The organism is gamma proteobacterium symbiont of Axiagastus rosmarus, from assembly GCF_059730925.1.
Genome location: NZ_AP035925.1, coordinates 2832954 through 2846238 on the forward strand (window position 1 = coordinate 2832954; position 13285 = coordinate 2846238).

Here is a 13285-nt window from a genome sequence, read left to right on the forward strand (position 1 = left end):
CCCACAAAATGAGAATCGTCACCTTGTGTAAACGATACCATTTATCCAGACTGGATCACGCTTTCAGCGCCACCGTTATGCTACGTTGAAGGCAGTGATTTTCTTCTGTTTGCCGATTACCAGGACTTGTTATGCAAAAATTTAACCCGGTCGATCATCCGCATCGCCGCTATAACCCGTTGATCGATCAATGGGTGCTGGTGTCACCGCATCGCGCCAAACGTCCGTGGCAGGGTGCGCAGGAGACGCCGGCGCTGGAGCAACTGCCCGCACACGATCCGGACTGCTTCCTGTGCGCCGGTAATACCCGTATCACCGGCGACAAAAATCCCGATTACAAAAGCACTTACGTATTCACTAATGACTTTGCCGCGCTGATGACCGATACGCCGGACGCGCCGCAGAGCGATGATGTGCTGATGCGCTGTGAAGGCGCGCGCGGTACCAGCCGGGTGATCTGCTTCTCACCGGATCACAGCAAAACCCTGCCCGAACTGCCGTTGCACAACTTGCAGGACATCGTGCGTACCTGGCAGGAGCAGACCGCTGAACTCGGTCAGCACTATCCGTGGGTGCAGGTATTTGAAAACAAAGGCGCAGCCATGGGCTGCTCGAATCCGCATCCGCACGGTCAGGTGTGGGCCAACAGTTTTCTGCCGAATGAAGCGCAAAAAGAGGATGACAACCAGCGCCGCTACTTTGCTGAGAAAGGTACGCCGCTGCTGGTGGATTACGTAACGCGCGAACTGCAGGACGGCAGTCGTACCGTGGTTGAAACCGAACACTGGCTGGCGGTAGTGCCGTGGTGGGCGGCCTGGCCGTTTGAAACCCTGCTGCTGCCTAAAACGCACGTGAAACGTATTACCGATCTCAGCGAGGCGCAGCGCACCGATCTGGCGCTGGCGCTCAAGCAGCTCACCAGCCGTTACGACAATCTGTTCCAGTGCTCGTTCCCCTATTCGATGGGCTGGCACGGCGCGCCGTTTAACGGCGAAGCCAACGATCACTGGCAGCTGCACGCGCACTTCTATCCCCCGCTGCTGCGCTCCGCGACGGTACGAAAATTTATGGTTGGCTACGAGATGCTGGCCGAGACCCAACGTGATTTAACGGCGGAACAGGCAGCAGAACGTCTGCGCTCTGTCAGCGCTATCCATTTCCGCGAGGAACAATAAATGTCTTTAAAATCGATCACTCAACAGGTTTTCGCTGACACCTTCGGCTACGCGCCGAGCCACAGCATTCAGGCACCGGGCCGGGTGAACCTGATCGGCGAGCATACCGATTACAACGACGGCTTCGTGCTGCCCTGCGCCATTGACTATCAGACCGTGATTGCCTGCGCCCGCCGCGACGATCGCCAGGTGCGCGTGGTGGCGGTGGATTACGACAATCAGCAGGATAGCTTCTCGCTGGATGCGCCGATTGAGCCGCTCAGCGAACCGATGTGGGCCAATTACGTGCGCGGCGTGGTGAAACATCTGCAGCAGCGCGACGCCAGCTTTGGCGGCGTGGATATGGTGATCAGCGGCAACGTGCCGCAGGGTGCCGGTCTCAGCTCGTCCGCCTCGCTGGAAGTGGCGGTGGGCACCGTGTTCCAGCAGCTGTATCAGCTGAAGCTCGACGGCGCAGCGATTGCCGTTAACGGGCAGGAAGCGGAGAACCAGTTTGTTGGCTGCAACTGCGGCATCATGGATCAGCTGATTTCAGCGCTCGGCCAGCAGGATCACGCCATGCTGCTGGACTGCCGCACGCTGGGCACGCGCGCCGTATCCATGCCGGAGGATGTCGCGGTGGTGATCATCAACTCGAACTTCCGCCGTAATCTGGTGGGCAGCGAATACAATACCCGCCGCGAGCAGTGCGAAACCGGTGCGCGCTTCTTTAACAAAAAGGCGCTGCGCGACGTGACGCTGGAGGAGTTTGCGGCGGCAGAACAGCAGCTCGATCCGCTGGTGGCCAAACGCGTGCGTCACGTGATCACCGAAAATGCGCGTACGCTGGAAGCGGCGGACGCGCTGAGCAGCGGCGATCTGCAACGCATGGGTGAGCTGATGGCGGCCTCGCACGCCTCAATGCGCGACGATTTTGAGATCACCGTACCGCCCATCGATCAGCTGGTGGAGATTGTTAAAGCGGAAATCGGCCCGCGCGGCGGCGTGCGCATGACCGGCGGCGGCTTCGGTGGCTGTATTGTCGCCCTGATGCCAACCGATCTGGTCGATCGGGTGAAAGCGGCGGTGGCGCAGCAGTACGAAGCGCAGACCGGCATCAAAGAGACCTTTTACGTGTGTAAAGCCTCAGCAGGAGCCGGCCAATGGTAAGCGACGTCAACTCTCATGCGCCGGACGGCCAGCCGTGGCGCATCACCGTGTTGCGCAACCGCAACGGCATGGTCGCCACCTTTATGGACTGGGGCGCCACCTGGCTGTCGGCGCGCGTGCCGATGCAGGACGGCAGCGTGCGCGAAGCGCTGCTCGGCTGCGCCACGCCGTCCGACTATCTGCATCAGGATGCTTATCTCGGTGCCACCATCGGGCGTTACGCGAACCGCATCGCCTTCGCTGAGCTGAAGCCGCTTAACCGGCTGCTGGCGGCCAATCAGGGTCCGCACCAGCTGCATGGCGGGCCGCAGGGTTTCGACAAGCGCCGCTGGCAGATTCTCAGCCAGAGTGACAGCGAAGTGCACTATCGTCTTGATTCGCCGGACGGCGACCAGGGCTACCCCGGCAATCTGATTGCCGATGTGATTTATCAGCTCGATGACGATAACTGCCTGTCGATTCGCTATGAAGCGCAGACCGATCAGGCCTGTCCGGTCAACCTGACCAACCATGCTTACTTCAACCTTGATGCGCATCATGGCGACGCGCGCCAGCATCGCTTACAACTGCAGGCCGATCGTTATCTGCCGGTGGACAGCGCAGGCATTCCCAATGCGCCGCTGAAAGCGGTAGACGGTACCAGCTTTGATTTCCGCCAGCCGAAACGCGTGGCGGATGAGTTCCTGGCCGACGACGATCAGCGCGCGGTGAAAGGTTACGATCACGCGTTTCTGCTCACCACCGCCGGTGACAGCAGCCAGCCTGCTGCGCAGCTGTGGTCAGCGGACGACAAACTTAGCGTGAGCGTGTTCACCGCCGCGCCGGCGCTGCAGTTCTACTCCGGCAACTATCTGGAGGGAACGCGCGCCCGTGAACAGGGCAGCTATACTGCTTTCCAGGGCATCGCTCTGGAGAGTGAGTTTTTACCGGATTCGCCCAACCATAGCGAGTGGCCGCAGCCTGATTGCTGGCTGCAGCCCGGCGACACATGGCACTCCGTGACGCGTTATCGCTTCACCCCGCACTAAGCGCCGGTTGAAAAACGCGCACTGCGGTGCCGACAGGCTTACGCCGTGCGCTGTTTTCCGCTATGGTATGGCGCTATCAGTGTGCCGCTGAAATCAGCGGCCGCAGCCGGTTTCTATCATCATCGAAACATTAAGCATTAAGGAGTAAAGCTATGGCCGTAACTAAGCTGGTTCTGGTGCGCCACGGCGAAAGCCAGTGGAATCAGGAAAACCGCTTCACCGGATGGTACGACGTGGATCTGTCCGACAAGGGTCGCACCGAAGCCAAAGCAGCCGGTCAGCTGCTGAAAAAAGAAGGTTTCGTGTTTGATTTTGCCTACACCTCCGTGCTGAAGCGTGCCATCCACACTCTGTGGAACGTGCTGGATGAGCTGGATCAGGCCTGGCTGCCGGTCGAAAAAACCTGGCGTCTGAACGAGCGTCACTACGGTGCGCTGCAGGGTCTGGACAAAGCGGAAACCGCCGCCAAATATGGCGACGATCAGGTGAAACAGTGGCGCCGCGGCTTTGCCGTTACGCCGCCAGAGCTGGATCGTAACGACGAGCGTTTCCCGGGCCACGACCCGCGTTACAAATCCCTGACCGACGCGCAGCTGCCAACCACCGAAAGCCTGGCACTGACCATCGATCGCGTGATCCCATTCTGGAACGAGAGCATTCTGCCGCGCATCAAGAGCGGTGAGAAAGTGATCGTTGCCGCGCACGGTAACTCACTGCGCGCGCTGGTGAAATACCTCGATAACATGAGCGAAGATGAGATCCTCGAACTGAACATCCCAACCGGCGTACCGCTGGTGTATGAGTTCGACGAGAACTTCAAGCCAATCAAACATTACTATCTGGGTGATGCCGACGAGATCGCAGCGAAAGCCGCCGCCGTTGCTAACCAGGGTAAAGCGAAGTAAGTTCACGCTGAAACGCAAAAGGCCAGACGCGAGTCTGGCCTTTTTTTATGCCGTGCGCTGCCGTTAGCCGCGACGGGTTTTGATCGCCTGCGCCAGCTGACGCAGCGCTTTTTCCGTGTCGTCCCAGCCAATACAGGCGTCGGTGACGCTCTGGCCGTACACCAGCGGTTTGCCGCTGTCGAGGCTCTGGTTGCCTTCCACCAGGTGGCTCTCAATCATCACGCCGGTAATCGCCTGCTCGCCGCCGGCAATCTGCTGCGCCACGTCTGCGGCCACCACCATCTGACGCTGGAACTGCTTGCTGCTGTTGGCGTGGCTGAAGTCGATCATCACCTGTGGACGCAGGCCCGCTTTTTCCAGCCCGGTTTTCACCGCCGCAACGTGTTCCGCACTGTAGTTTGGCTCTTTGCCGCCGCGCAGAATGATGTGGCAATCTTCATTACCGCTGGTTTCGACAATCGCCGAATGACCATATTTGGTGACCGACAGGAAGCAGTGCGGCGCGCTGGCAGCACCGATGGCATCGATCGCCACTTTGATGGTGCCGTCAGTGCCGTTTTTGAAGCCAACCGGACAGGAGAGCCCGGACGAGAGCTCGCGGTGCACCTGCGATTCGGTAGTACGCGCACCAATGGCGCCCCAGCTCATCAAATCCGCCATGTATTGCGGCGTGATCATGTCGAGGAACTCACCGGCAGCCGGCAGTCCGGTGTCGTTGATATCCACCAGCAGCTTACGCGCCAGGCGCAGGCCGTCGTTAATCTGGAAGCTACCGTCCATGTAAGGATCGTTGATCAGCCCTTTCCAGCCCACCGTGGTACGCGGTTTTTCAAAGTACACGCGCATCACTACTTCCAGTTCACCCTTCAGCTCCTCGCGCAACGTCAGCAAGCGAGCGGCATACTCTTTGGCCGCCTGCGTATCGTGGATGGAGCATGGCCCAATCACTACCAGCAGGCGGTCATCTTCACCGTGCAGAATGCGGTGAATGGCCTGGCGGGCCTGGGCAACGGTTTGAGCAGCGTTATCGGTGGCGGGGAATTTTTCCAGCAGCGCAACAGGGGGCAGTAACTCTTTGATCTCTCTGATGCGTAAATCGTCGTTCTGGTAATCCATACTTATTCCATTCAAATTTCTGGCCCTGCGTACGCCGGGCGCAACCCGTCCAATGTATCCCTTCAGGCACCAGGTGTAAATTATGTCCTGTGCGCAAATGGCTCGCTCAGATTTGCATTTATTCGTTTCTGAACTAAGCTTTTTAAACGTAAGCACTGAGGAATGAGGTGCTTTCGCTATTTATATTCATGCCGAACACTCATGACGGAATTAAATTCCGTCGCGGCACGCTTTTTTCGTCAAACAGCACCAGCGGGTGTCACGCGGCAACTATCCATTTATTACAGGAGCATAATGATGAATAAGTTTGCATTGATTTTTCTGACGGCAGCGATGACTTTGGGCAGCGGCGCAGCACTGGCTGCGGATAACAACAACGGCCAGGCGAATGCGTCAGCAGAAGCCGGCGCAGCCGCGGGCGGCGCGAAAGAGAATTTGCCGCCAAATAATGTTGATAATAGCAACATTAATAACGGCAGCATGAACACCAACGGTGCCGCGACTTCTGGTACCACCTCTGGCAATATGTCGGCCAGCCAGGAACACAAAAATACCATGTGTAAAGATGGTCGCTGCCCGGATATGAACAAGAAAGTTGAAACCAAGGAAGGCGGTGGTCACGTTAAACACAAAACTGACGGCACCACGCAGTAATCCACGCGGAGCGTGATGCAGGGCGAGCTTCGGCTCGCCCTGTTGTTTTTCCCCTGCCCTATTTCCGCTATGCTAACGCTATGAAATTCACAGGAACTGTTTCATGGCCGCGCTGCTGCTTATCGATGATCACCCTTTAGTTGAAGTCGCGCTGGAAGCGGCCTGCCTCAACGCCCCTATTCCATTACAGCTGTACGCCGCCGGTGACGAAGCCCAGGCGCGCCAGCTGCTGCAACAGCATCATATTGACCTGATTGTGCTGGATATCGGCCTGCCGGATAGCGATGGTCTGGAGCTGCTGCGCCGTCTGCGCGCGCGCCATCCGCAGTGTCCGGTGCTGATTTACTCGGCCCAGCAGAGCCGTCACACGCTGCTCAGCGCCGCCTCGCTCGGCGCGGCCGGCTATGTGGTGAAGAGTCAAAGCATGGCGCAGTTGCTGAGCGCGATTCTGGCGGTGCTGGGCGGCCAGCAGGCGTTTCCGCCGCTGCCGGAGCGCATTGCGCTACCGCTCACGGAGAAAGAGCAGCAGATTGTCGCGCTGCTGGTGCGCGGGCTGTCGAATATTCAGATTGGCGAACAGCTGCACATCAGCAATAAAACCGTCAGCACCCACAAAAAAAATATCCTTGAGAAGACCGGTGTGCAGTCGGTAGTCGAGCTGGCAGAACTGTGGAAAGCGCAGCAGTGACACGCTGGCTGCTGCTGTTCGCGCTGTTTTTCAGTCTGCTGGCGCGCGCCGGATTGCAGCCCGCCAGCAGCGTGATGCTGCCCGCCATGATGCCCGCGCCGCACGCCGAGCCGTGGCCAGGACCGGTGCTGCGCGTGGCGGTGCCGGCGCAAAACAGCGCGCCCTGGGCGATGCGCATTGGCGATCGCATCTGGGGCATTGATGCCGATTATCTCAGCGCCCTCAGCCAGCTGAGCGGCAGCACATTCAGCCTGCACGGCTATCCTGACTTTGCCGCCCAGCTGGCGGCGCTGCAGCGTGGCGACGTGGATATGGTGCTGAGCACCCGCCAGCGCGATCTGCCCGCCGACGTACTGACCAGCGATAGCTGGTTCACCAGCCCGATGCGCATCTACCGCAATCGCGACAACCAGCGCGCGGTGATGTTCAACAGTGACAACGCTCAGCTGACCATCGCCGCCGACACGCTGGCGCAGCTGCCGGAAAACTTTGCACATCGTCACCGCTGGCAGACGCTGCCCGGCAATTTACAGGCGCTGTATGCGCTGCTGAACCAGCAGAGTGACTATCTGGTGGCCGATGAAGCCAGTGCCGGTTTCCTGCTCGGCCAGCTGCAGCAGGGACAGATTTATCAAATCACCGCCGATCCCGGTGCCGGCGAGCTGTCGCTGCGCGCACTGACGCGCGATCCGGCGCTGATTGCCTGGCTCAACCGCCAGCTGCGTTTGCTGCCAGCGGAGTTCAGCAATCGCGTGCAGCAGCGCTGGAGTCCGCCGCTGTTGCGCTATCAGGATACGCAAACCCTGATGCTGACGGGCGAAGAGAAACAGTGGCTGGCGCAGCAGGATGCCATCCCTTATGCCGCCGAGAGCGATAACGCGCCATGGAGCTATCGCGATGCCAGCGGCAACGCGCGCGGCTTCGGTATTGACCTGCTTAACGCCCTGAGCCAGAGCACCGGCCTGCGTTTCACGCCGCGCTGGGTCAATAATCCGCAGCAGGCCGCCAGTCTGTTGCAGCAGCAGCAGGTGATGCTCAACCTGTTACAGCCGCTGTACGGGGACGATGCTAACCGCACCGCGCTGCCGGTGTGGCGCGCCATCTGGGGCATTTACACGCTGTCCGACAGGCAGCCGATGGACTGGTCCGCGCTGCACGCTCAGCGCGTCGGCGTGCTGCGTGGCGATCTGGCGCAGCGTCTGCTTCCGGCTGAGATCGCGCCTCAGCTGTTCGACGATCGCGCCCAGCTGTGGCAGGCCCTCAACACTGGCCAGATTGATGCAGTGGTGGATAACGTGCTGTCGGCGCGCTGGCGCATGGCCAGCCATGAGGGCAACCGCGTGCATCTCGCGTTTGTGGCCAGCGATATCGCCTGGCCGCTGGCGCCGCAGGTGAGCGCTCAGCAGCCGCAGCTGAGCGCCCTGCTCGACCATGCGCTGCAGCAGATTCCGGCGGATACGCTGAACCAGATGCGCGTCAGCTGGTCGCAGCCGCCGCAGCCCGGCACCACCATGACGATGCGCAATGTGCCGCTGCTGATTTTAATTGCGGCCGCCGTGATCATCCTGCTGTTGCTGGTATTGCTGCTGCGCCGTTATCTGCAGCAGCGGCGTGAGCGGTTACAGCGCGAGCAGGCAGAGCGCGCCAATGCCGCTAAAAGCCAGTTTCTCGCCACCGCCAGCCACGAGCTGCGCACGCCGATGCAGGCGATTCTGGGTCTGCTGGAGCTGGAACAGCAGCAGCATCCGAGCGCGCGGCTCGATCTGATGCACAGCAGCGCACGGTCGCTGATGACGCTGCTGAACGACCTGCAGGATCATGCGCGCATCGAGAATCACAGCTTCCGCCTCACGCCGCGCCCGCTCGATCTCACGCTATGGCTACAGCAGCAACAACAGTTTTACCACCCGCTGATGCGCGATGGCGGGCCACAGCTGCACGTAGCGGCGCTGACGCCGCTGCCGGCCAGCGTGATGCTCGACAGCGATCGCCTGCAGCAGGTGGTGAACAACCTGGTGGCCAATGCACTGAAATTTACCCGCCACGGCGAAATTCGCCTGACGCTGGCGGTCGCCGGGGATATCGCGCTGACGGTGAGCGACAGCGGCAGCGGCATTCCGCTCAGCGAGCAGGCGCAGCTGTTTGAACCGTGGTATCAGGCGCCGTCGGGCAAGCGCCATGCGGTGCAGGGCAGCGGCCTCGGGCTGTTTATCTGTCGCGAGATTGTACAGCGCATGGGCGGCACGCTGTCGCTGCACTCCGCACCGCAGCAGGGCACCACGGTGAGCGTGCGCCTGCCGCTGGAACCCTGTGCGGCGACGGCGGCGGATGACGCCACGCACTGGCCGCACTATCCGCAGCTGCGCGTGGCGATTGTCGACGATCACCCGACCAATCTGCTGGTGATGCAGCAGCAGCTGGCGAGCTTTGGCATTACTGCGGCGGTGTTTGAGGATGGCCGCGAACTGCTGCGGGCCGATGCGCAGCAGCCGTTTGATGTGCTGTTTATCGACCAGATGATGCCACGCCCGGATGGCCTGACGCTGCTACGCATCCTGCGCCGCCGTCAGCGCCAGCGCGAGCAGCCTGCGCTGCGCATACTGTGCTCCGCCGACGTACAGCTGCTGAAACTGCCACTGCAGGCGCACGAAGCGCAGCTGGTCAAGCCGGTGACGCTGCGGGATATTGCACCGCTGCTGGCGCAGGCAGTGCGCGATCCGCTGCAGGTGCTGCCGGACAGCCTGCAGATTCTGGCGCAGCACAATCCGGCTTTCATCCCGCGTATTTGCCACACCCTGCAGCGTACGCTGCAGCAGGATCGTGATGCGCTGCTGCAGGCGAGCGCGGCCGCAGACTGGCCCCAGCTGGCGCGCGCGGCGCACCGCCTGAAAGGCAGCTGGCTGATGCTCGGCATTGACGACGTGGCCGCCCACTGCCAGCAGCTGGCCGACGCGGCAAAACAGCATCAGCCTGACCGTGATAATCTCAATTTACTGATATCATTAACGAACAGGCTACTTAACCAACTGGAACGTTATGGCACACACTCATTCTCACAGTGAGCACGGCGGCAACCGCACGCGTCTCGCCGCCGCGTTTGGCGTCACCGCGCTGTTTATGGTTGCCGAGGTTATCGGTGGACTGGTGTCCGGCTCGCTGGCGCTGCTGGCCGATGCCGGACATATGCTCACCGACGCCGCCGCGCTGCTGATGGCGCTGCTGGCCGTGCAGTTCGCCCGGCGCAAACCGAATGCGCGTCACACCTTTGGCTTGCTGCGTCTTACCACGCTGGCCGCGTTTGTTAACGCCATCGCGCTGCTGGTGATTACCGTCCTGATCGTCTGGGAAGCACTGCGCCGTTTTTACCAGCCCGAGCCGATTGAAGGCGGCCTGATGCTCGGCATCGCCATTGCCGGCCTGCTGGCGAATCTGCTGTCATTCTGGCTGCTGCACCGCGGCAGCGAAGAGAAGAATCTCAACGTGCGTGCTGCCGCGCTGCACGTGCTGGGCGATCTGCTCGGTTCGGTGGGCGCAATCGTGGCGGCAGTGATCATCATGCTGACCGGCTGGACGCCAATCGATCCGATTCTGTCACTGCTGGTGGCGCTGCTGGTGGTGCGCAGTGGCTGGGCGCTGCTGCGCGAGAGCCTGCACGAGCTGCTGGAAGGCGCACCGACGCATATCGACGTGGATAAGCTGGCGCGGGCGCTGACGCGTCACATTGATGAAGTGCGTAATGTGCATCATGTGCATGTGTGGCAGGTGGGCGAAAAGCCGGTACTGACGCTGCACGTGCAGGTGATTCCGCCGTACGATCACGACGGCCTGCTGCGACGTATTCATCAGTATCTGCACCAGCATTATCAGATTGCCCATGCCACGGTGCAGATGGAGTATCAGCCCTGCGTCGGCCCGGACTGCGAGTTATGCGAGGAGAGCGGCACGCAGCACGAGCACGCAGCGCTGGAAGGCCACGCGCATCACCACCACTAATGGGACAGCGCGCGCGAACCCTGTTCCCGTGCGCTCTGCATCCACAGGCGCGTGCCGTTCAGCGCGATCAGCGTCAGAATGGCGTACTCCAGCGCCATAGCATACACGCCCTGACGCGCAAAGATCATCACGCTGATAACGTTGATTACCACCCACAGCAGCCAGTTCTCGACGTATTTGCGCGTCATCAGGATCATCGCCACAATCGACAGCACCATCATGCAGGAATCCCAGAACGGGAAGGCATCTGGCTGCAGCTGCGGCATCACCACGTTAAGGCCGAGCGACTGCATCAGACCCACCGCGGTGCGCGTGAGGAAAGCGAATACCGGGTCGATATAGTGCGTCATCAGCGCAATGGCGATCACGCAGGCGGCGCCCCAGCCGATGGCTTTCGGCAGCGGCAGCCAGCGGATTTTCAGCGCCGCTTCATGGCTGCTGGTCTGCCGGCTCCACGCGTACCAGCCGTACACATTAGCAACAAAGAAGAACAGCTGCAGCAGCAGGCTGGCATACAGCTGAATCTGAAAGAAAATCACCGCAAACAGCGTGACGTTAATCAGACCAAACAGGTAGTTGATGATTTTTTCCTGGCTGGCGAGCCAGATACACAGCAGGCCGGCCAGCGTACCGATCGCTTCAATCCATGACAGATCGTAGCCGCCGACACCAATAGGAATATGTACCAGGATATTGTGTGTGCTAAAGAAGTCCATCATCTTCACCTGTCTGCAAGCCGCCTCAGGCGTTCCCTTTCAGCGTAAGTTTGAGTTGTGCTGCAAAGTCTAGCATGCGGTTGAGCGGCAGTAACGCCGCCTGACGCAGCGCGGCATCAACGTGGATCTCATGCTGTGCGCCGCCGTGCGCCAGCCCTTCAGCGATGGCCTGCAGGCCATTCATCGCCATCCACGGACAGTGCGCACAGCTGCGGCAGGTCGCGCCTTCGCCGGCGGTTGGCGCTTCCAGTAACTCTTTATCCGGTACCGCCTGCTGCATTTTGTAAAAGATGCCGCGATCGGTCGCCACAATCATCTGTGGATGCGGCAGCGTTTTGGCGGCCTGAATCAGCTGGCTGGTGGAACCGACCGCATCGGCCAGGTCGACGATCGCCTGCGGTGACTCCGGGTGCACCAGCACCGCCGCGTCAGGATAGAGCGCTTTCATGCGCTGCAGCGCCTGGGTTTTGAACTCATCATGCACGATGCAGGCGCCCTGCCAGCACAGCACATCAGCGCCGGTTTGCTGCGTGACGTAACGGCCCAGATGGCGGTCCGGTGCCCAGATAATTTTCTCACCGCGACTGTCGAGGTGTTCAATCAGCTCAACCGCAATGCTGGACGTCACCACCCAATCGGCGCGTGCTTTTACCGCCGCCGACGTGTTGGCATACACCACCACGGTCCGATCCGGATGCGCATCGCAGAAGCGGTTAAATTCGTCAATCGGGCAACCAAGGTCAAGCGAGCACTCCGCCTGCAGCGTGGGCATCAGCACGGTTTTTTCCGGGCTAAGGATTTTGGCGGTTTCGCCCATGAAACGGACGCCGGCCACCAGCAGCGTTTGCGCCGGATGCTGGCTGCCAAAGCGCGCCATCTCGAGAGAATCCGCCACGCAGCCGCCGGTCTCTTCGGCCAGCGCCTGGATTTCCGGATCGGTGTAGTAATGCGCCACCATCACCGCATCGCGTGCTTTGAGCAGACGTTTAATTTCTTCGATGTAACCGGCTTTTTCCTGTGAGCTGAGGCGCGCCGGTTTCGGCGGGAAGGGATAAATGGCGCTTTCAGCATCTAACGTTGCACTCATGACACGGCTCTCGTTTTATCGATTTAACAAAATCGCCCAGCAGGACGATGATGCGGCATTAAATCCGCCATCGTGTTTTATATGCTAAACACAATAGCGGATTACACCGAGCCTGTCGTGTGATTTTTATGCGGGAAGTACCAGCTGCGCGCCAGCCTGCGCCTGTTGTGGGCTTTCCAGCTCAAGCAGAAAAGCTTTTACCGCCAGGCCGCCTGCAAAGCCGGTGAGCTTACCGTTGCTGCCGATAACGCGATGACAGGGCGCCATGATCGACAACGGATTTTTACCGTTGGCAGCCCCGACGGCGCGTACCGCTTTCGGGTTGCCGATCTGCTCCGCGATTTGCAGATAGCTGCGGGTTTCACCAAACGGAATGGTGAGCAGCGCCTGCCAGACCTTTTTCTGAAACGCAGTGCCAACGGTGTCGTAAGGCATGTCAAACTGCTGGCGCTCGCCGGCAAAGTACTGGCGCAGCTGGCGCTCAGCCTCACAGAGAATCGGATGCTGGTCGTTACGCGCGATCGGTTTCAGCGGCACGCGCTGCGCGCCTTCGTTTTCCCATAAAATGGCTGACAGACCGCGATCCGTGGCAATGAGCGTCAGTTCTCCGACGGGCGTGGTAATGATTTTAGCGTGATACATGTTGCACCTCCGGCGTGGGCTATGCGGATGATTATCGCACTTTTGCGCGGCGAAACTGGCTGTTTTCGGCCATGAGCATAAACTGGTTAGCTGTCCGAAAGCAGCCAGTTTTCCATCCGCACCTGCGCGACG

At 60.2% G+C, this 13285-nt stretch carries 12 protein-coding genes; 8 read left to right on the top strand and 4 right to left on the bottom strand.

Annotated elements, in window-relative coordinates:
* Positions 1-131: 131 nt before the first annotated feature.
* The 4 genes from galT (at position 132) to gpmA (ending at position 4257) form a co-directional block, all read left to right on the top strand.
* Positions 132-1175, top strand: a complete 1044-nt coding sequence (gene galT / locus AC6I8F_RS13310) for a galactose-1-phosphate uridylyltransferase (protein ID WP_498028108.1) — start codon at positions 132-134, stop codon at positions 1173-1175.
* The gene (gene galK / locus AC6I8F_RS13315) at positions 1176-2324 is read left to right on the top strand and encodes a galactokinase (protein WP_059010748.1); all 1149 of its coding nucleotides are present in this window, start codon (positions 1176-1178) and stop codon (positions 2322-2324) included.
* On the top strand, positions 2318-3352 hold the full coding sequence (gene galM, locus AC6I8F_RS13320) for a galactose-1-epimerase (protein WP_058757860.1): 1035 nt from the start codon (positions 2318-2320) through the stop codon (positions 3350-3352). Before galK ends, galM begins: the two co-directional genes overlap by 7 nt.
* Before the next feature lie 152 nt (positions 3353-3504).
* Complete coding sequence (gene gpmA / locus AC6I8F_RS13325) at positions 3505-4257, top strand: 2,3-diphosphoglycerate-dependent phosphoglycerate mutase (RefSeq protein WP_010616013.1); 753 nt, start codon at positions 3505-3507, stop codon at positions 4255-4257.
* A 63-nt stretch (positions 4258-4320) separates the two neighbouring features.
* Here gpmA and aroG read toward each other — a convergent pair whose 3' ends face one another.
* A complete protein-coding gene (gene aroG / locus AC6I8F_RS13330) occupies positions 4321-5373 on the bottom strand; it encodes a 3-deoxy-7-phosphoheptulonate synthase AroG (RefSeq protein WP_021508517.1) in 1053 nt (350 codons plus the stop codon).
* Between the two features lie 294 nt (positions 5374-5667).
* On the opposite strand from aroG, the gene AC6I8F_RS13335 reads away from it, so the two are divergent.
* The 4 genes from AC6I8F_RS13335 to zitB all read left to right on the top strand — a co-directional run bounded on the left by AC6I8F_RS13335 (position 5668) and on the right by zitB (position 10708).
* Entirely contained in the window at positions 5668-6027 is a 360-nt protein-coding gene (locus tag AC6I8F_RS13335; protein ID WP_058757861.1) for a YbgS-like family protein, read from the top strand.
* 103 nt (positions 6028-6130) lie between these two features.
* Positions 6131-6715: a response regulator transcription factor gene (locus AC6I8F_RS13340; RefSeq protein ID WP_021508519.1), complete on the top strand. Its 585-nt coding sequence runs from the start codon at positions 6131-6133 to the stop codon at positions 6713-6715.
* A complete protein-coding gene (locus AC6I8F_RS13345; RefSeq protein ID WP_498028109.1) occupies positions 6697-9777 on the top strand; it encodes an ATP-binding protein in 3081 nt (1026 codons plus the stop codon). Before AC6I8F_RS13340 ends, AC6I8F_RS13345 begins: the two co-directional genes overlap by 19 nt.
* Positions 9752-10708 (top strand): CDF family zinc transporter ZitB, encoded by a 957-nt coding sequence (zitB, locus tag AC6I8F_RS13350; RefSeq protein WP_021508521.1) that lies wholly within the window; start codon positions 9752-9754, stop codon positions 10706-10708. The genes AC6I8F_RS13345 and zitB overlap by 26 nt, the downstream gene beginning before the upstream one ends.
* Here zitB and pnuC read toward each other — a convergent pair.
* The 3 genes from pnuC to AC6I8F_RS13365 all read right to left on the bottom strand — a co-directional run bounded on the left by pnuC (position 10705) and on the right by AC6I8F_RS13365 (position 13153).
* On the bottom strand, positions 10705-11424 hold the full coding sequence (pnuC, locus tag AC6I8F_RS13355; protein ID WP_058781268.1) for a nicotinamide riboside transporter PnuC: 720 nt from the start codon (positions 11422-11424) through the stop codon (positions 10705-10707). The two genes, zitB and pnuC, sit on opposite strands and share 4 nt — an antisense overlap.
* A 25-nt stretch (positions 11425-11449) precedes the next feature.
* On the bottom strand, positions 11450-12511 hold the full coding sequence (gene nadA, locus AC6I8F_RS13360) for a quinolinate synthase NadA (protein WP_498028110.1): 1062 nt from the start codon (positions 12509-12511) through the stop codon (positions 11450-11452).
* A gap of 126 nt (positions 12512-12637) precedes the next feature.
* The gene (locus tag AC6I8F_RS13365) at positions 12638-13153 is read right to left on the bottom strand and encodes a methylated-DNA--[protein]-cysteine S-methyltransferase (RefSeq protein ID WP_021508524.1); all 516 of its coding nucleotides are present in this window, start codon (positions 13151-13153) and stop codon (positions 12638-12640) included.
* Positions 13154-13285: the final 132 nt, after the last annotated feature.

Coding starts and splice junctions, on each gene's coding strand:
- galT (WP_498028108.1), top strand. CDS start 132: ATGCAAAAATTTAACCCGGTCGATCATCCGCATCGCCGCTATAACCCG.
- galK (WP_059010748.1), top strand. CDS start 1,176: ATGTCTTTAAAATCGATCACTCAACAGGTTTTCGCTGACACCTTCGGC.
- galM (WP_058757860.1), top strand. CDS start 2,318: ATGGTAAGCGACGTCAACTCTCATGCGCCGGACGGCCAGCCGTGGCGC.
- gpmA (WP_010616013.1), top strand. CDS start 3,505: ATGGCCGTAACTAAGCTGGTTCTGGTGCGCCACGGCGAAAGCCAGTGG.
- aroG (WP_021508517.1), bottom strand. CDS start 5,373: ATGGATTACCAGAACGACGATTTACGCATCAGAGAGATCAAAGAGTTA.
- AC6I8F_RS13335 (WP_058757861.1), top strand. CDS start 5,668: ATGATGAATAAGTTTGCATTGATTTTTCTGACGGCAGCGATGACTTTG.
- AC6I8F_RS13340 (WP_021508519.1), top strand. CDS start 6,131: ATGGCCGCGCTGCTGCTTATCGATGATCACCCTTTAGTTGAAGTCGCG.
- zitB (WP_021508521.1), top strand. CDS start 9,752: ATGGCACACACTCATTCTCACAGTGAGCACGGCGGCAACCGCACGCGT.
- pnuC (WP_058781268.1), bottom strand. CDS start 11,424: ATGGACTTCTTTAGCACACACAATATCCTGGTACATATTCCTATTGGT.
- nadA (WP_498028110.1), bottom strand. CDS start 12,511: ATGAGTGCAACGTTAGATGCTGAAAGCGCCATTTATCCCTTCCCGCCG.
- AC6I8F_RS13365 (WP_021508524.1), bottom strand. CDS start 13,153: ATGTATCACGCTAAAATCATTACCACGCCCGTCGGAGAACTGACGCTC.